The sequence below is a fragment of the Murdochiella massiliensis genome (assembly GCF_900059565.1).
GTDB lineage: Bacteria > Bacillota > Clostridia > Tissierellales > Peptoniphilaceae > Murdochiella > Murdochiella massiliensis.
Genome location: NZ_FIZW01000001.1, coordinates 75,052 through 94,242, shown reverse-complemented (window position 1 = coordinate 94,242; position 19,191 = coordinate 75,052). Strand labels below are relative to the sequence as shown.

General features: G+C 44.9%; 15 protein-coding genes. 8 read left to right on the top strand and 7 right to left on the bottom strand.

All coding sequences use genetic code 11. From position 1 onward, the window contains the following. Nucleotides 1–16 precede the first annotated feature (16 nt). Complete coding sequence (locus tag BN3910_RS00430) at nucleotides 17–493, bottom strand: YcxB family protein (protein WP_066923119.1); 477 nt, start codon at nucleotides 491–493, stop codon at nucleotides 17–19. Nucleotides 494–790: 297 nt separating this feature from the next. Here BN3910_RS00430 and BN3910_RS00425 point away from each other — a divergent pair, with 297 nt between their 5' ends. From BN3910_RS00425 to BN3910_RS00400, 6 genes are all read left to right on the top strand, one after another. Next, nucleotides 791–2,092, top strand: a complete 1,302-nt coding sequence (locus BN3910_RS00425) for an RNA-binding domain-containing protein (protein ID WP_066923116.1) — start codon at nucleotides 791–793, stop codon at nucleotides 2,090–2,092. 46 nt (nucleotides 2,093–2,138) lie between these two features. Next, entirely contained in the window at nucleotides 2,139–3,215 is a 1,077-nt protein-coding gene (locus tag BN3910_RS07640) for a site-specific DNA-methyltransferase (protein WP_066923113.1), read from the top strand. Between the two features lie 15 nt (nucleotides 3,216–3,230). Next, nucleotides 3,231–3,827 carry a DNA methyltransferase gene (locus tag BN3910_RS07635; protein ID WP_082790231.1) on the top strand — a complete coding sequence of 199 codons (597 nt, stop codon included), beginning with the start codon at nucleotides 3,231–3,233 and terminating at the stop codon, nucleotides 3,825–3,827. Nucleotides 3,828–3,829: 2 nt separating this feature from the next. Further along, the gene (locus tag BN3910_RS00410) at nucleotides 3,830–6,016 is read left to right on the top strand and encodes a DEAD/DEAH box helicase (protein WP_066923107.1); all 2,187 of its coding nucleotides are present in this window, start codon (nucleotides 3,830–3,832) and stop codon (nucleotides 6,014–6,016) included. A 70-nt stretch (nucleotides 6,017–6,086) separates the two neighbouring features. After that, on the top strand, nucleotides 6,087–6,560 hold the full coding sequence (locus tag BN3910_RS00405) for a helix-turn-helix domain-containing protein (protein WP_066923104.1): 474 nt from the start codon (nucleotides 6,087–6,089) through the stop codon (nucleotides 6,558–6,560). Then, complete coding sequence (locus BN3910_RS00400; RefSeq protein ID WP_066923101.1) at nucleotides 6,560–7,243, top strand: hypothetical protein; 684 nt, start codon at nucleotides 6,560–6,562, stop codon at nucleotides 7,241–7,243. The genes BN3910_RS00405 and BN3910_RS00400 overlap by 1 nt, the downstream gene beginning before the upstream one ends. A 390-nt stretch (nucleotides 7,244–7,633) precedes the next feature. Here the strand turns inward: BN3910_RS00400 and BN3910_RS00395 are convergent, their stop codons facing one another. The 3 genes from BN3910_RS00395 to guaA form a co-directional block, all read right to left on the bottom strand. Further along, nucleotides 7,634–9,058, bottom strand: a complete 1,425-nt coding sequence (locus tag BN3910_RS00395; protein WP_066923098.1) for an SEFIR domain-containing protein — start codon at nucleotides 9,056–9,058, stop codon at nucleotides 7,634–7,636. Between the two features lie 61 nt (nucleotides 9,059–9,119). Beyond that, nucleotides 9,120–9,416: an AlwI family type II restriction endonuclease gene (locus BN3910_RS07710; protein WP_231862173.1), complete on the bottom strand. Its 297-nt coding sequence runs from the start codon at nucleotides 9,414–9,416 to the stop codon at nucleotides 9,120–9,122. Continuing rightward, nucleotides 9,403–10,953, bottom strand: a complete 1,551-nt coding sequence (guaA, locus tag BN3910_RS00390; RefSeq protein WP_066923095.1) for a glutamine-hydrolyzing GMP synthase — start codon at nucleotides 10,951–10,953, stop codon at nucleotides 9,403–9,405. The genes BN3910_RS07710 and guaA overlap by 14 nt, the downstream gene beginning before the upstream one ends. A gap of 208 nt (nucleotides 10,954–11,161) precedes the next feature. Here guaA and BN3910_RS00385 point away from each other — a divergent pair, with 208 nt between their 5' ends. After that, a complete protein-coding gene (locus tag BN3910_RS00385; protein ID WP_066923092.1) occupies nucleotides 11,162–12,028 on the top strand; it encodes a MaoC/PaaZ C-terminal domain-containing protein in 867 nt (288 codons plus the stop codon). Between the two features lie 9 nt (nucleotides 12,029–12,037). On the opposite strand, the gene BN3910_RS00380 is transcribed toward BN3910_RS00385, so the two are convergent. Further along, nucleotides 12,038–12,910, bottom strand: coding sequence for a Cof-type HAD-IIB family hydrolase (locus tag BN3910_RS00380; RefSeq protein WP_066923089.1), 873 nt, complete (start codon nucleotides 12,908–12,910; stop codon nucleotides 12,038–12,040). Between the two features lie 251 nt (nucleotides 12,911–13,161). Here BN3910_RS00380 and ppk1 point away from each other — a divergent pair, with 251 nt between their 5' ends. Next, nucleotides 13,162–15,609 carry a polyphosphate kinase 1 gene (gene ppk1, locus BN3910_RS00375; protein WP_066923086.1) on the top strand — a complete coding sequence of 816 codons (2,448 nt, stop codon included), beginning with the start codon at nucleotides 13,162–13,164 and terminating at the stop codon, nucleotides 15,607–15,609. A gap of 113 nt (nucleotides 15,610–15,722) precedes the next feature. Here the strand turns inward: ppk1 and tadA are convergent, their stop codons facing one another. Next, nucleotides 15,723–16,322 carry a tRNA adenosine(34) deaminase TadA gene (gene tadA / locus BN3910_RS00370; RefSeq protein WP_197457208.1) on the bottom strand — a complete coding sequence of 200 codons (600 nt, stop codon included), beginning with the start codon at nucleotides 16,320–16,322 and terminating at the stop codon, nucleotides 15,723–15,725. 13 nt (nucleotides 16,323–16,335) lie between these two features. Beyond that, nucleotides 16,336–19,173 (bottom strand): excinuclease ABC subunit UvrA, encoded by a 2,838-nt coding sequence (gene uvrA / locus BN3910_RS00365; RefSeq protein WP_066923083.1) that lies wholly within the window; start codon nucleotides 19,171–19,173, stop codon nucleotides 16,336–16,338. Between the last annotated feature and the right edge of the window lie 18 nt (nucleotides 19,174–19,191).

Genomic DNA, 19,191 nt, shown 5'->3' with positions numbered 1-19,191 from the left:
TATCCCTTTCCGCACCTCACGCCTGATGAAGTCCTTGAAGCCGCACCAACAATTCCTTCGTACAGTTGGCCTTTTTGACCGCAAAACTTTGGTTTGCACCGACCAGGAGATAAAAATTCGTCTTCGTTTCTATCACTTGATACAGCTTATCATAGGGCACTTCCGAATTTCCTGCTTCCGTCTTTGCTGTCAAGTGGTCCTCGTAGAAAACATATTCTACCCGGTGATCTTTCGGCCACTGTTGCGAATAATAATTTTTATGTAGTGAACGCGAGTATAGGCTGATCAACAACAGCGGAAAAAGGAATGTGACAGCAAGGTAAAACACCCCCTCCTTCACCTCTCCATTATAGAGATAGAAGATGCCGAGCAGCAGCATCAGCGTAGATACCACGCCACTAACGATGAGGAATTTCTTACGCTTGAGCGCCCAACACATCCGCTTGTATTCCGGATAGGTCATCTCCATTGTAGTTTGGTAAACGGGGTTCATGGGAGTTCCTCTTCCTATTTTTCGAGCGGTTCGAATGTATAGGTGACAATAAAATGAGCGGTCTTTCCCCTGTTTTTACCACCATTTTCCGTTACATATACATCCAGTTTTTAATATAATAGCGCAACACTTAATAAAAAATATACGCAAGAAGACCGCAGCTTGAAACTTCTTATTTTCAATAACGGCTTGTTGGAATCTTAAATTTTATATTGCTTTTTTCTTTTAATAGTATTAGAGTGTATAAGAACGAATAAGAATGTATTAGAAAGGATTAAAAAGAACGGCGGTGCAGGTATGAACCTTATCGAAAATGTAAATACGGAATTCAAGCGCACATATGTTGATGATATCAAAAAGACGGTTATCGCATTTGCAAATACAAACGGCGGTAAAATCTATATCGGGATTGATGACGACGGAACCGTTGCAGGCGTAGAGGATGTTGATGAAACTATGCTCAAATGCACGAATACGCTTCGTGATTCGATAAAGCCCGATGCTACGCTTTTTTCTACCTGCTCTGTGGAAAACATTGACGGGAAAAATGTTGTTGTATTGGAAATTCAAAAAGGAACAGCGTCTCCTTATTATATTGCTTCCAAGGGTATTCGTCCCGAAGGCGTGTTTTTGCGTCAGGGCGCATCAACCGTTCCGGCAACAGAAACGGCAATTCTGAAAATGATAAAAGAAACAGACGGCGATGAGTATGAGGATGTTCGCTCCCTCAATCAGGAGTTAACATTTACCTATGCGGAAAAAGAATTCAAAAAAGCAAAAGTTCCTTTTGGTGCTCCGCAAAAAATATCGCTCGGCATTGTAAATCCGGATGGCATTTACAGTAACTTAGGTCTGCTTATCTCGAATCAGTGTGTTCATACAATTAAGGTTGCTGTTTTTGAGGGAACCGAAAAAGCTGTTTTCAAGGACAGATATGAATTTTCAGGTTCTCTGTTGAAACAGCTTAATGAAGCATACGAAATGATTGACCGATATAATCGCACAAGAGCTGAATTCGACGGTCTTTATCGTGTGGATATGCGTGATTATCCGATTGACGCTATTCGTGAGACCCTGCTAAATGCTTTGGTTCACCGTGATTATTCTTTCAGTGGCAGTACGCTCATCAGTATTTTTGATGATCGTATCGAAATACTTTCTCTCGGCGGTCTTGTTAAGGGAATTGCATACGACGATATTATGCTCGGCGCTTCTATTTTAAGAAATAAAAAGTTGGCGAATCTCTTTTACCGATTGAAGCTTATAGAAGCCTACGGAACGGGAATGCCGAAAATCGTGAACAGTTATAAAGATTATCCGGTAAAGCCGAAAATTGAAATCTCCGACAACGCATTCAAGATAACGCTTCCCAACACAAATACATGCAATGAGGAAGCTGTGCTTGATACGCTTTCCGAAAAGGAAAAACAGTGCTTTAATCTTTTCAAAACAGAAGAACGCCTTTCACGTAAGCAAGTCGAAGAAGCGCTGAAAATATCGCAGCCTTTTGCAGTGAAATTACTGACCGGCTTAACGAACAAGAAACTGCTTCGCCGTGTCGGTAACGGAAAAAACACACGATATGAAGCGAATGTGTAGTTATTTATAATTGAAAAGATATATTGATATTAAGATGGGAGCAACTATGAGTACGAATATCTCAAAACAAAAGCGTGACGACCTGATTGCAAAAATCGGGGAAATACGCAAATATATATCGTCCGCCCCACAGGATGAAAACACGGGCAACCTGCTGGCCTATCTTTCCGAACTTGAGAAAGATGTGAACGGCAAAAAATACGGGCTTGTTTTCGAGGAGCACCGAGAGGAAATTGACGAGGTGCTTGCAACGCATACGCCCGTATTATCCGAAGAAAAAGACCTTTTCATCGATAACGGCGGCAATATGAATTTTCTCATTGAAGGGGATAATCTGGCTTCTCTTAAATTACTTGAAAAAACTCATAAGAATAAAATTGACCTGATTTATATTGATCCGCCGTATAATACTTTGAGTGAGGGTTTTGTATACTCAGATACTCAAATAGATAAAAATGATACATTTCAACATTCAAAATGGTCGTCACTTATTTGTAATCGTCTGAGAATAGCAAAAAAACTTTTATCAGAAAGTGGAGTTGTTTTTATTTCTATTGATGACAATGAGTTGTATTCATTAAAATTTATATGTGACGAAGTGTTCGGTGCAGATAACTATATATCAACTATTGCTGTAATTGTGAAACCCGAAGGAAGAAGATATGGTGCATTTGCAAAAACACACGAATATATTCTTGCCTATGCAAACAACATAAATCTAATTCAACTTAATGAGATTGAAGTTGAGGGTGCAAAATATCAATATTTTGACGAAAATGGTGGCTTTAACTTAAAGGGACTACGTAATCGTAATGTTCGTGCATTCAATTCAACTAATCGACCTAATTTGAGATATCCATTTTATGTTGATATAAATAATCCTGATAAAAACGGATTATGTAAAGTATCTACTCAAAAAAACGATGATTTTATAGAAGTTTGGGCAAGTGCAATAGAAGGGTTAGAAAGTGTTTGGCGATGGGGTGTAGATACTGCCACTACTCGTATTGATGAGTTAACATCATATCGAGGCAAAGATGGTGAAATACGAATATTTCAAAAAGAGCGAAAACTAACTCAAACCGCCAAAACAATTTGGGACGGAAAGGATTTTATTTCATAAAAAGGAACGAAAGAAATACAATCTATTTTAGGAAAAGGCAAATTCGACTTCCCTAAACCCCTTGAATTGATAAATCGTATTGTTAAAATAGGCTCAACTGAAGAAACAACTATCCTTGATTTCTTTGCAGGTAGTGGTACAACGGGACACGCTGTTATGAAGTTGAATGCAGAGGACGGCGGAAACCGCAAATTTATTCTTTGCACCAATAACGAAAATAATATCTGCCGTGATGTGACCTATGAGCGTATCAAGCGTGTTATTGATAAGGAAAACTACGCAGCAAGCCTTAAATATTATAAAGTTGACTATATTCCCATCTCCGATCGTATGTACTACGAATACGCCGACGAGTTGCTTGCTCATATTCGTGAGTTGGTTGAGCTTGAAAACGGATTGAATTTTACAGGCAATGCTGAAATTGCTATTGTTTTGACCGACGAAGAACTTGAAGCGTTTACCGCAGATACGGATAAGCTGGCAAAATGCCGTAAACTCTATATGGGACACGATTTACTCCCCGACGAAGTACAGGAAAAGGCGCTAAAGGGTAACGGCGTTGAAATCAGCATAATTCCCGATTACTACTACCGTGCTTTACAGGAGGGTTAAAAATGGAGTTAAAAGAATTTCAGCTTAAAGCGGTAAAAGATTTGTTTGAAGCGATGGACTCTCCTGCAAGAGATATCATCTTAAAAAGTCCTACGGGCAGCGGGAAAACCATCATTCTCACTTATTTTATGCACCAATACATACAGAGCGTTCCGAAAACTGTTTTTGTTTGGCTTACCCCCGGTAAAGGCAGTCTTGAAGAACAAAGCAAGGCGAAAATGGATAAGTATATCCACGCTGCACAGACAAAGTTGCTCTCCGATGTTATGACGGGCGGTTTTGAAGAAAACGACAGTTGTTTTATCAACTGGGAGAAGCTGACGAAGAAAGGCAATAACGCTCTCAAAGACGGCGAACGCACCAATTTCATCGAGCATATCGATCACGCTTTGAATGACGGTCTGCATTTTGTTGTTATCGTTGATGAAAGTCATCAAAATAATACGGTTAAGGCGGATGAGATAATTCAGTATTTCCATACGGATAAAATTATCCGTTGTTCCGCTACGCCGAAGGGCATTAAGAATGCAGAAATTATAGAAATACCCGAAGAAGATGTTATCGCCGAGGGACTCATCAAGAAAATGCTCATCATCAACGAGGATTTTCCGCAGGTTATTGAAACCGAAAGCCAAACGGAATATCTACTTGAAAAGGCATACGATAAACAGCGTAAATTACGCTCCGCTTTTCTTTCGGCAGGTAAAGATATTAACCCGTTGATTGTTGTGCAGATACCGAACAAATCGGAAAAATTGCAGGATGATGTAGAGCGTTATTTTGAAAAGCAAGGCGTAGCCTATGAAAATCAGCAGTTGGCAGTATGGCTTTCTGATATGCACGAAAATCTTGAGGGTATCGATGAGCCGAATGCAAAATCCGTTGCCGTTATTATAAAACAAGCCGTTGCTACGGGTTGGGATTGTCCGAGAGCGCATATTCTCGTAAAACTGCGTGACAATATGGACGAAACCTTTGAAATTCAGACTATCGGGCGTATTCGCCGTATGCCCGAAGCAAAACATTACGACAGCGATTTACTTGACAGTTGTTATCTTTACACATTCGACGAAAAATTCACCGCAGGCGTAAAGATGAGTTTGGGTAAAGGTGCTTTGGAAGCACAGACGCTTTTCCTTAAAAAAGAATACAAGGATATTACACTCACAAGCGAACAGCGTACTATGGTAACGAAAACAAGAAATCCGAAAACAGCTTTACTTGCCGTTGCTCAATACTTTGAGCAGGAATATAAAACGGGTGGAAATAAAGCTGAGAATACAACACGCTTGCAAACGGCGGGCTTTGTATTCAATGACGCCATTTTATGCCATACCTATTCGGGCGAAACCGCTACACTTGATTTTAAGTCGAACGATATGAATACCGTTGTGCTTACGGAAAAGCTGAACACGCACGAACACGGTCATCTATACCATAATAGAATCGGTAAACTCGGCTTGGAAATCGGTATGGAATACAGCTATATGAATACCATTATCCGCAAGCTGTTTGACAAGAATTTTACCTATTCGAGAAAAATCCTCGCTCTTGAGCCGAGGCAGGTTTACACCTTTGTAATCAACAATGCTGGATTGCTTAAACATACTGTTCGTGAAGCGATGGCAGCCGAACTTGCACAGTTTACTTTGGATATAAAAACGGTGTCAAAAGTACCCTTCCGTATCCCGCAGAGTTGTATATTTACTTACGACGGCACCGCAAAAACACAGCTTGAAATGAAGAAAAATGTATATCAGGGATACCTTTCTTCTGCCGAGATTCGTTCTTCTTCGGAGCGTAAGTTTGAAATATTCTGTGAAAAGGCAGACAGCGTAGATTGGGTTTATAAAAACGGGGACAAAGGCAACGAATACCTTTCTATCGTGTATGCAGATAACTCCGAAAAGCAAAAGAATTTCTATCCCGATTACATTATCGGTGTAAATGGAGAAACATGGATTATCGAAACAAAAGGCGGATTTGACCGTTCGGGTAACAGCCAAGATATTGATATTTTCACGCCGAAGAAATTTGAGGTGCTGAAAGATTATCTCTCCCGTTACAATTTACGAGGCGGAATCGTTCGCTATGACGACAAGAGCGAGGAATTGTGTATCTGTATGGATACCTATTCCGAGGATATTAACAGCGACAGTTGGAAGCTGTTGAGTGATATTTTAAAGTGAGGTGAATCCGCCGGTTTCTGCATAAGATTCTTATACTATCATTGTAATAAGCGGAAAGGAGCTTACAACTATGGCTATTGGTGAAAGAATACGCTTTTTTAGAAATTTAAGAGGTATGACTCAAAAATATCTCGGTATGCAGGTCGGCTTTCCCGAAAAAACTGCCGATGTTCGTATGGCGCAGTATGAATCGGGTTCAAGAACCCCAAAAGCTGATTTAACCAACAATCTTGCGGAAGTGTTCGGTATATCAGTGCAAGCTCTTACTGTTCCCGATATTGACAGCTATAATGGCTTAATGCATACGCTCTTTACATTGGAAGATTTATACGGCATAAGAATTGATAAACTTTCCGATGAAGTATGTATTCGTCTTGATAAGGGGATGGGTACAAATTACATAATTATGTTTGAAATGTTCTCTGCTTGGCAAAAGCAAGCGGAAAAGCTCAAAAACGGAGAAATTACCAAAGAAGAATACGATAGTTGGAGATATAATTATCCTAAGAGGATAATTGTAAATTCTAATATGGAGAACAGATAATGAGTGAACTTTCTTTTGAAACATTGTTAGAATCAAGTTTTGCCAATGAAAGGTGGTATCCAAACTCTATTGCTACATATAAATGTTCTTTAAAAATCAATATGCGTATGGAAAATGCACAGGCATTACGCAGCAATTTAGCATACAATTTACAATACATAGAGTTTTTGGAGAAAGAACTTGTCGAATTACAGTTATCAAATGTTCTATATACAATGGTTATAAAAAGCTATGTAATTACAGGAATGTCTATATTAGAAGGTCTTTTTACAAACATTATCAAATCAAATGGTTGGTGGAAAACATTGGATTTAGAAAGTTTAGGTACAACTCAATCTAACGAAACGAATTTTTCGGGTCAGAATTTTGTTATAAAAACTGAGATTCTAAAAAAAGTAGAACCATATAGTGTTCAAATGAATTTGGACGAATTGATTAAAATTTTAGATAGACATCACGAGGCACTATCCGTTAACCATCTTATATATCCTGCATTAAGAAGATTAAAGGATTTGCGAAATAGAATTCATTTACAAAAATCCGAGGGGAATACTGACCACGATTATAATGCATTTGATTACTTCGTAAAAAAAGAGATGGGGAAAATCCTTTTTGATATTTTGACTTCTCGTAATATTACTGATAGACCCGACACCTTTAATTTTCTTAAGGTCAATTTATAGACGACAAAAAAGGCATTACCGACTGCATAAGTCAGTAATGCCTTTTTAGAATTTATTAAGATAATTGTACTCGCAAACCACTTGAAACACACAATAAAAACGTTTTGCACTCTACTATCATTTTGCTATCAAATCGGGACTTTGTAAGCCACAAACCCAGTGTTTATGCTGGTTTACAGATTTTACGATTATTCCCATTCGATATGTCCATTGATATCGTTTTGTATAAATGGCATAAAATCAATGCTTTTATTATCAAATCTAGCCTTATTATCTATTTTATTTCTGTTTATATTATTTTTTGCAAGCATATTGCAAGCACAAAACTATTACTTAACACCCCAATAACCTGTCTTGTTTAGTATTATCTATATACTATACACAGTAAGGCTAATTTCTTGTTCCCAACTCTTCGGTCTTCATATAATTCCAGAAATTTTTTGCCGTTTCAAAACAACTATTATAACGATACTCCTTCAAGTCTCCATTATGGAACTTTTCCTCCACGCTCATATATTGTTTCTTAAACGCATCAATTGATTCAAAATCAAGAATGAACAACATGTTTCCCAAATATTCCTTTGACACCAACCTTTTTGAATAAGTTGCAAATAGTCCCCTATACTCATCGGTATTATAAACATATGTTAAGGGAAACCATGCCCAGTCTTTATCATAATTTGAAATCAAAAGTGACGCACTGTGACAAAGCAAATCTCCCGAAACAAACTCATCTTTATTGCATATTTCTACATTAATATTTTCAATCCATAGTGCTGCAGTTCCACAATAATAATTCTTATCATCTCTTTTACATACTGCGTTATCCAAAACATCGTTATAGCAATAAAAGCAATTATAACTATCAGCTTCCTGATTAAAATGTGAGGTGCCTGCAAAATATGTTTTATTCAGAAGATATCTCAAAGCTTCATTTGCATTCTTTTTAAGATAATACGCTACCGAATATATGAAACACTCATGCACAAACGTCACTTTCAAGTTGGCATAATTTATTTGCTGTCTTCGTATTTCATACATTAATTCTTCTAGGAATTTCGCTATATGTTTAAACCCCTCTTGAACATATTCAGAACTTTTAACGAGAATAAGAAATTCGTCTCTGAAGGGCATTAGCTCAAGATAGCATGTAATAACATCTTTTTTAGTATAATCATATTCCAAAATCTGTTTTTTAAGTTCTTCCAGATTCTCAGCAAACTTATTTTTCTTTAATGTTTCACTTGCCGATCCTCGAAAAAAATCGCTTGTCACTCTGGACTTATGTGACACTTTAGGTATCTCCTCTAACCAAACTGGCGGTTTTCCTAATTCTGGCTCATTATATGTGTCTATCCCATATAATGTACGCACCATTCTCTGATACTCAGTATCATAAGTATCTGGCAACGATAAATCGAAGTGCAAAAGCCCCTTTAAGTACTGTGGCTTACACACGTTGCCTTCATCATCTCTCTCGAATACAATCGGTATAAATTTTCTCTGTTCTACCTTGTTGTATACTTCCGATGATATAATCTGTGTTTCTGTACCTACGCCACCGGCTCTTTCATTTGCTTTTTTTGCATAAATAGGGTCTATAAGAATCAGTACATTGGTAACACTCTCATCTAAAACACTTTTTTCCATGAATTTAAAGGTATCATTGCCTTCTTTTAGCTGCCATTTATCAAAAATGACATCTACACCATCTCCTTTAAGATTTGCAGCTAAAGCAATAACCTTCTCATCATGTTCTTGTGACCCCCAAGCATATGAAATAAAAATCTTAGGATGTTCAATTCTATTCTTCATCTGTATCAATTCCCATGTATTCCTTTCAAAATAAGTATTCTTTATCACTATCTTATAATCACTATGCCTTATACTCCCCAGTAGCCTCTCTTATCATTCCATCATGCCAATCTACCGTTTCTAATGGTATTTCATGATATTTATCAAATACTTCATACAGATACTTATACTTGACCTTATTTTCAATTATCTTCTTGAGAGAATCTGTATCCATTGAAATAATCTTCATACCTGTAATAGTTTCTTTATCTCTGGTATATGGGATTATCTTTCTATACCTAAAATCTGAAATCACATTTTTATCTAGGTATGTGCTGACAAAGAGGCTGTAATCGAAAGGATTATTATTCCCACTCAATCGTCGCCGGGGGCTTGCCGGTGATGTCATAGACGACACGGCTGACGCCGTCGACTTCGTTCACGATGCGGTTGGATGCGCGGTCAAGGACGTCATAAGGGATGCGCGCCCACTCAGCGGTCATGAAGTCGTTGGTAGTGACGGCGCGTAGACCGAGGACGCAGTCATAGGTGCGATGATCGCCCATGACGCCGACGGTGGCAATGTCGGTGAGAACGGCAAAGTATTGGCCGATGGTGCGATGGAGACCGGCGTTCTTGATTTCTTCGCGCCAGATGGCATCGGCATCCTGGACGATGCGAATGCGTTCGCGGGTGATGTTGCCCAGAATGCGCACGGCAAGACCGGGGCCCGGGAACGGCTGACGCCAGACGAGATCCTCAGCAATGCCAAGCTCGGTGCCGACAGCGCGCACTTCATCCTTGAAGAGATCACGCAAGGGTTCTACAAGCTCCTGAAAACGGACATTTTTCGGCAGGCCGCCAACATTATGGTGTGACTTAATCACCGCGCCGCCTACGCCGGATTCGATGACGTCCGGGTAAATCGTGCCCTGAACAAGGACATCCACCTCGCCGATCTTGGCCGCCTCTTCTTCAAATACGCGAATAAACTGCTCGCCGATAATTTTGCGCTTCTTTTCCGGATCGGTGACCCCGTCCAGCAAGTGCAAAAAGCGTTCTGAAGCGTCTACGCGAATCAGATTGAGTCCGAATTCTTCCTTAAATACGCGCTCAACCGTATCCGCCTCATCCTTGCGCAAAAGGCCGTGATCCACGAAAACACAGGTCAGATTCTTGCCGATCGCTTTATGAACGAGAAGCGCCGCCACCGACGAGTCCACGCCGCCGGAAAAGGCGCAAAGCGCTTTTTTTCCTGCCAACGTTTCTTGCAAATGTGAAATGGTCTGCGAAGCGAATGTCGACATTTTCCACTGTCCCGTCACACCGCAGATGCCATAGAGAAAATTGTGAAGCAATTGCTTTCCGAAGACCGTATGCTCCACTTCGGGATGAAATTGCATGCCGTAAAGACGGCGATGGTCATCGCCAAAGGCCGCCACCGGACAATTCGCGGAATGTGCGATGGCGGAAAAGCCTTCGCCCAAAGCATGAATCTGATCACCATGGCTCATCCAGACAACGGAAGTTTCCGGCATTTCCAGAAAAAGAGGCGAGGAGAGATCAAACGTCGTCTCTGTTTTGCCGTATTCCGGAACACCGGCCTTCTCCACCTTACCCTCTGTATGATAGGCAATCCACTGCGCACCGTAGCAGATGCCGAGAACAGGAATGCCCAGCGACAGGATGCCCTCATCCGCCTGCAAAGAGTTCGGATCATAGACCGAGTCCGGGCCACCGGTAAGAATCAGGCCGGAATAGTGCCCTTCCTGAATAACGGAAAGCGGTGTCGTACAGGGCTTGATCTCACAATAGACGTGTTCTTCCCGCACCCGACGACCGATGAGCTGTTTATATTGTCCGCCGAAATCCAAAATCAGGATCTTTTCCTGACGAAGCGTTTCTGTTTGAAGCATAATTCCTCCTGTTTGCACTACACCCGCGCGGGTAGATAAGTAAGCAGTCGCAAGGCCTTAGCATGCCGAAAACGAAGGTTTTCGACGTGAAAGGGCGGCTTGATAAATTCATTATATCGAATTTTACCGCCGCTTTGAAACGGATGTGCTGATGTTATGTTCGATAAGCGGAAGCAAAACGGTATCTCTGCTAAAGAAAGGATCCCCTATGTCTACGATAAAGCGAATGCGCTATTTTGACGACTTTGCCGTCGGCGAGACATTTCCGATCGCACCGATACGCCTTGACGAACAAGATCGTCAGGCGTTTTCCACACAGTTTGAAGGCGGCACACTGTTTCCCGGCCTTTCTCCCTGGCACGTGGCAACCGCCGTCTGGGGAAAATGGGTGGATACGAAAACAGACGCCGGCGGAATGGTGGCCGGTATGAGCATCGATTTTGCCCGCTGGTATCGAAAGGTTTCCGTCGGCGAAACGCTGATCGGCACCATCACCATTTCCCGTAAGCGCGTCTTCTCCGGCGGCGATGCCGGAAGCGTATCCTTTTTGCTTGACGTCGTGGACAAAGATCACCTTCCCCTCCTACAGATGGAAATAACCGGAAAGATGCTGCTCCGCACACCGATAGTGCCCGATTCCCAATCGACATCTGTTCCTAAGGCAAACAAAACGGAACGGAAAGCCGAACAAACGTGGTATCCCGCACCGTTTACACTTACGGAGAAAGAAATCATTGCCTTCGGTTTGGCCTTTGATGATCGCCCGATTCATGTAGATCGTAAGGCATCCGCGGAAGGCCCCTTCGTGGAGCTGATCGCCTCGGGATTGCATTCCATGGCGCGTCTTCTCGGTCTATGCCGTAGGATCGTCCACGAAAAAGAAGGTGCATCAGCCGATGACGGCACGTTCGAAATTCTCAGTGCGCGCTGGCTTTTGCCGGTACGAGCGAAGCGTACCATCGTTCCATCCATTGCGCGCATAAAAAAGAACCCGCGACGGATGGACGCACGGTTCTTTACTATACCGCGAAACTTTGTGATGCCAAGGGCAATGCGCTCCTTGTCTGCAACCTGAGATGGTTAACTACTTTTCCTGCGTAAGACGCGACAAAAACTGGTAAATTCCGCCGGCATTATTCGATCCCGTGCGGTACTTCGCCGTGGATGCCGCACGATCGGAGGCTTTCTCCATCGCCACACTCACCCCGGCGTAGGCCAACATCGGAATGTCATTATCCTCATCCCCAAAGGCCACCATCTCATCCGGCAAGATGTCATAGCGATCCGCGTATTCCTGCAATCCCGTACCCTTGTTGATGCCGCGCATCATGGCCTCAAAATACGTTTCCGCAGAAAAAGCACCGTAAATATCGGCTTCATAATCATCTTTCACCATGGCCTGCGCCTTCAGAATCAGCGAACGGTCACCTAAAACACAGGCTTTTACCGGTTCCTCCGGAAGCGGCGTACTCAGGTCATAGTGTTCGACTTTCATTGTCGTCACTTTTTCAATGCGTTCCAGTCCCTTTTCCATGGACATTCCGAAGTAGGTAAGGCCTTCCCGTTTCGGCACGTCCACATAAATTTTCTCGCGTCCATAGGCGATCAACGTCAACAGAAACGGCTTCCACAGCTGAAAGTAATGCTGTGCCGAGGCAATCGTCAACGTATGACGCCAAAGTTCCTTCTCCACGCCCAGCTGATAGGCATGTCCACCGTTTGCGCCGATGATGACGCCCTCGTGGTGATCCATTTCCAACTCGCGGGCATAACGCATCATGCTCTGAATGGGTCGTCCGGAAATGAGCGTCAACCGGATGCCTTCCTTCTGCCAGGCGATGAGCAATTCTTTTGTACGCGGTTCAATTGTTAAGTCCGAACGGAGAATCGTGCCGTCCATATCGGAAGCGATCAGGCGCAACGGATGTCCATTCGGTAGAAGTATCGTTTTTTTCATTGGTCCTCTTTTCTTTTCCTTACACGCGCCTCCCTGTCGCCGCCCCTGCGGCAACGGCGTGCATTCCTTTTTTTCTCTATGTTCCTTCGTCAGTATACCAGACTTTTCTTCCGCCCTCCTACTCAAGCGTCCGAATAAAGACGGAAATACAATCAATTTTACCTGGTTCTTACCTAAACACGTGGGTTACCGGTGGACTAAGGATATAATACCGATAGAGGCCTGAATAATAGACTACCCGGGAGGGCAAAATGCGTGAAGTAAATACCGAAAAGTCGAAAGACACCACTAAAAGCGCAAAATCCAACAAAAACCAAGCCACGGATACCGGCTTTACCCAAAACCGTGAGCTGTCCTGGCTGGAATTTAATCGCCATGTTTTACAGGAGAGTACGGATCCGCGCGTGCCGCTCTACGAGCGCTATAAATTTATCGCGATTTTCACGAGCAACCTCAGTGAATTTTTCCGCGTGCGCGTGGGATCGCTGATGAATCTAAAAGAATGGAAAGGCGACGCTATAGACAACAAAACGGGCTGGACAGTCGATGAACAGCTTGCGCATGTCTTTGCCGAAATACCGAAACTCTATGCCGAACGCGATGCCGCCTTCGCCAAATTAAGTGATGCATTGGAGCTTGCCGGCGTCCATCATAAAAAGATGGAAAATCTCACGAAGAGCGAAGCGAAATTCATTCAAGAGTACTATGAAGCAAACGTGTTGCCTCTTCTCTCGCCGTTGATTATTGATGCGCGCCATCCCTTCCCCCATATGCTTAACCAAATGCTCTACATCTTCTGCGACGTGGTGGATGCCAAGGGAGCCGCGTATTATTCGTTGATCGGCGTACCGACCTGGATTCCTTCCATCATCTTTCTTCCGAACAGCTGTTCGTTTGTCTTGTTGGAAGAAGTCATCATGGATCAGGCGGCCGCGCTTCTTAGCGGCTTTAAAATTATGGACGCTGCCGTTATATCGCTTACGCGCAATGCGGACATTGACCTGGATGACGGCATTGACGAGATGGAAGGCAACCTCTTGCAGGCAATGAAAAAGGCGATCAAGAAGCGCAATCGTCTCGCACCGGTTCGTCTGGAAGTTCAAGGTACGCTGCCCAAGTCGTCGATAAAATTTCTGTTGAAATATCATCATCTTGACAATACGCAGGTCTATTTCAGCAAGGCACCGTTGCGCATGAAATATGTTTTTTCGATTGAAGAGGTGCTGACGCCCAAGCAAAAGGATCAGCTTTGCTATCGGCCGTTTTCTCCACAGCCGTCCCCCATGTTCTTGCCCGACGTGCCCATTATTGACCAGGTCTTCCAAGAAGACAAATTGTTGCACTACCCATACGAGTCCATGGAGCCCTTCCTGCGCATGTTAAAAGAAGCCGCTCATGATCCTTCGGTGATTTCCATTTCGATTACCATTTATCGAATGGCGTCCATCTCAAAAGTGGCGGAATATTTATCTATGGCAGCCGAAAACGGCAAAGATGTGCTGGCACTGATGGAACTGCGTGCCCGTTTTGACGAGGAAAACAATATTGACTACTCCGAGCGCCTAGAGCAGGCCGGCTGTACAGTCATTTACGGCATCGAAGATTACAAAGTACATTCGAAAATCTGCCATATCACCCTCTACCGGGAAGGAAAAGTGCGCACGATCACCCAAATCGGCACCGGTAACTACAATGAAAAAACGGCCAAGCAGTACACCGATTTGAGCTATTTCACTGCGGATGAGCGCATCGGCGCGGACGCCGGTACCTTTTTCAAAAATATGCTCATCAGTAAACTGGACGGCCGCTACAATAAACTATGTGTCGCGCCGACCGGCATTAAGCCGATGTTGTTAACCCTTATTGACCGTGAAATTCTACGGGCGAAAAATGGCGAAGAAGCAAGCATTCTGCTCAAGTGCAATTCCATTACCGAGCGCGATCTGATGGATAAACTTTCCGAAGCCTCTAACGCCGGTGTGCATATTGTGATGATAGTGCGCGGTATCTGCTGTCTCCTTCCCGGCATTCCCGGGAAAACCGAGAACATTCGGGTTCTTTCCGTCGTCGGTCGCTTTCTGGAGCATCATCGCATTTATTGCTTCGGTGCAAACCGCGAGGATATGTATATCTCTTCCGCCGATCTCATGACACGCAATCTTGTCAACCGCGTAGAAATTGCGGTACCTATTCAGCAAGAAGCCATTCGTTCGCGGATCAGCCATATTCTGGATGTATTTCTTATGGATGATCAAAAAGCACGGGAGCTATTGCCGGATGGCTCCTATCGTCGGGTGACGGGAGATCATGGCCTTTCCGCTCAATCCCGTTTCATGGAAGAAGCGGAGGATAACGCCGGTCGTCAGCGTGAGCGATTGCGCGACAGGCAGGAACGGCAAGGATATGCAGGCCATAAGGATGCGGATGAAGCAAGGTTGGCACTTCTACGAGAACGCGAGGCCGTCGATGCGAAGAAGATGGATTACCTTATTCACCACCCGGAAGTGTTGAAAACGGACAACGCTTCTATGTCGGAAGAGGTTGTGCACCGCACCGACGCCAATTCTGCACCGGAGACACAAAACACGGAAGAGACCCGGTCGAATCCGAAGGATGTTACAGATTCCTCCCCTCACGTCAACAGAAAGAAACGTCGAAGCTTTGGGCAATGGCTAAAGGATCTTTTTTCCGGTAAATAATATAACGATTCTGCAAGAAATAAGGCGGCCTCAGAGGCCGCCTTATTTCATTCTCCAAGAACAAGCTTCTGTAAAAAATGTCTGCGTCAGTCTAAACGATATCGTCTTCGACGTTATTTTCCATCATCGATACCGTGTTCTTTTTGCCCTCCATCGACGTTCCTCTCTTTCGCTTGAGCGCGTCGCGCCTGAAAAAAATCCTGCAGCAATTGTTTCGCTTCCTCTTCTAGGATACCTTTTCGAAGGATGACGTGATGTAAATTTTTTGTATGTTGCGGGATGGCAAACTGGGATCCGCAACCGCCACGTTCCGGATCATCCGCGCCGTAAACGAGACGACCGAGTCGTGCATGAAGGATGGCGCCGGCACACATGACGCACGGCTCCAGCGTGACGTACAGGGTCATATCGGTCAATCGTCTTCCATACTGACGCCCTGCTTCCTCCAAAAGGAGCAGTTCCGCATGGGCAAGACCGTTGTGATCCCGTTCAACGTGGTTGATGCCTTCCGCCACGACGACGCCGCGACGAACTAAAACAGCTCCGATCGGCACCTCGCCGATTTCTGCCGCCCGGTACGCCAAGCGCAAAGCGCGACGCATATAATGCCGATCAACCACCCGACGCGGAAAACAGGCGACCGCCATCGGACGCTTTTTTCCCTTCGGACCGCGCATCACTTTTTTTAATTGTGCACGGCGCAAAAACCGCATTCTTGTTCCTTCCCTATTTCTTCGGCCGATCCCGTTCCAGTAGCGGAGCCAAATATTTTCCGGTATATGATGCTTTCACACGGCAGACTTCTTCCGGCGTACCTTCCGCCACAATTTGGCCACCGCCGTCTCCGCCCTCCGGCCCCAGGTCAACCAGATAATCCGCAACCTTGATGACGTCCAGATTGTGTTCAATGACGACGATGGTGTTCCCCTGCTCGATCAGGCGCGTAAAGACCTTGATGAGCTTGTCAATATCCGCCACATGCAGTCCTGTCGTAGGCTCATCCAAAATATAAATGGTGTTTCCCGTAGAGACTTTGCCCAACTCCGCCGCCAATTTGACGCGCTGGGCTTCACCGCCCGAAAGCTCCGTCGACGGCTGACCGATCTTGAGATACCCCAAGCCAACATCTACCAGCGTTTGCAGCTTACGGGCAATTCCCTTATGATTACGGAAAAAATCCAGTCCCTCTTCAATGGTCATCTCCAGCACGTCGGAGATGGTTTTTCCCTTGTAATGGACCTGCAAGGTTTCATGGTTATACCGATGTCCATGACAGACTTCACAGGGAACATAAACATCCGGAAGAAAATGCATCTCCACCTTGATGGTGCCGTCCCCGCGGCAGGCCTCGCAGCGCCCGCCCTTCACGTTAAAGGAAAAGCGTCCCTTGTCAAAGCCGCGAATTTTCGCTTCGTTTGTCTGAGCAAAAACGTCCCGAATGAGATCAAAAACCTTCGTATACGTTGCCGGATTGGAGCGTGGCGTGCGCCCGATGGGTGACTGGTCAATTTCAATGACTTTATCCAGCGCTTTTTCACCGCGAATGCTGCGATAGGCACCCGGACGCAGATGCGCCTGATTCAGCCGATTGGCCAGCACCTTATATAATATGCCTTCCACAAAAGAACTCTTGCCGGAGCCCGACACCCCGGTAATGCACGTCAAGACGCCCAGAGGCAAACGGATATCGATGTTTTTCAGGTTGTTTTCCTGACAACCCAACACCTCCATCCATCCCGTTGGTTGACGGCGTTCTGCCGGCACGGGAATAAATTTGCGGTGGGCAAGATAATCGCCCGTGATGGAGTTCGGATTTGCACAGATGTCATCAAAGGTGCCTTCCGCGACCAGAGTACCTCCCTGAATTCCGGCTCCGGGGCCGATATCCACAATCCAGTCGGCCGCGCGCATGGTGTCTTCATCGTGTTCGACCACAATTAAGGTATTGCCCAGATCGCGCAGATTTTTTAAGGCACCGAGTAGGCGGTCGTTATCGCGCTGATGCAGGCCGATGGACGGTTCATCCAACACATAGACGACACCTACCAGTCCGGCACCGATTTGTGTAGCCAGACGAATGCGCTGACTCTCTCCGCCGGAAAGCGTCGCCGCATAGCGATCCAGTGTTAAATAGTCGAGACCGACATCCACCAGAAATTGGAGACGCGCCTTCACTTCCTTAAGAATCGGACGCGCAATAATGGATTCCGCTTCCGAAAAGGTGAGCGTGTCGACCCAAGTCAGTGCCTCATGAATGGACATCCGGTTAAATTCGGCAATGTTCTTTCCGCCGATGTGGATGGCCAGCGCTTCCGGACGAAGGCGGTCACCGTGACAGGTTTCACAAGTGTTTTCCGCCATATATTCGCGAATACGCTGCTGCATAAAATCGGAATTGGTCTGGTGATAGCGGCGCGTCAAATTCGGAATGACGCCTTCCCAGGCATCATAATAGGTTTTTTGACCGGAAAAATGCGAATCAAAACGGAAACGCAGCTTTTTCCCCTTTGTGCCGTAGAGGATGGCATCGGTAACATCTTTTGGTGCCTCGCCTATTGGTTGATCCGTAGGCCAATCATACAGTGCACAGAGCGCATGAATCATCTCATAATAGTACGTGCCCTTTGCGGAAGTCGCAAACGGCGCGATCGCCCCCTCGTCGATGGAAAGATCGGGATTGGGAATGCAGAGTTTGGCATCCACGGCAATATGAAAGCCGATACCATTGCAATCGGGACAGGCTCCCTGGGGACTGTTAAAGGAAAGCAGACGCGGCTCAATTTCTTCGATGATCATGTGTCCGTTGGGACAGGCGAGTTTCGACGAATAACGGTGCAGTTCTCCGTCCACGACCTGAATAGAGCAGCTTCCATTTGCCTGTTTCAGCGCTGTTTCAATGGACATTGCCAGCCGCGAGCGCATCCCGTCGCGACGCACCAGACGGTCCACGACAATCGCAATGGAATGCTTCGTATTTTTGTCCAATTCCGGCTGTGTGCCGAGATCATACATCTCTCCATCCACTAACACACGGGTAAAGCCCTGACGTTCCAAGTTGGTGAAGATCTTATCGTGCCGACCTTTTTTATCGCGTACCACGGGCGACAACACGAGAAAGCGCGTTTTTTCCGGAAATGCCATCACCTCTTCGACGATCTGATCTACCGCCATGGCGCGAATGGGCTCGCCGCATACCGGGCAGATTGCCTTGCCCACTTTGGCATAAAGTAAGCGCAAATAGTCATGAATTTCCGTCACCGTCCCCACGGTGGAACGCGGGTTGCGGTTGGTCGTTTTTTGGTCGATGGAGATGGCCGGCGACAGCCCTTCCACGAGATCCACATCCGGTTTATCCATCTGTCCAAGAAACATGCGCGCATAACTGGAAAGACTTTCCACATAGCGGCGTTGTCCCTCGGCGTAAATCGTGTCAAAGGCTAACGAGCTCTTTCCGGAACCGGAAAGCCCGGTCATTACAATCAGTTTATTTCGCGGCAGCGTCAAGTCCAGGTTTTTCAAATTGTTGACGCGCGCACCGCGTATGACGATATTCTCGAGAGTCATGGTTGTCCTTTCTATGGC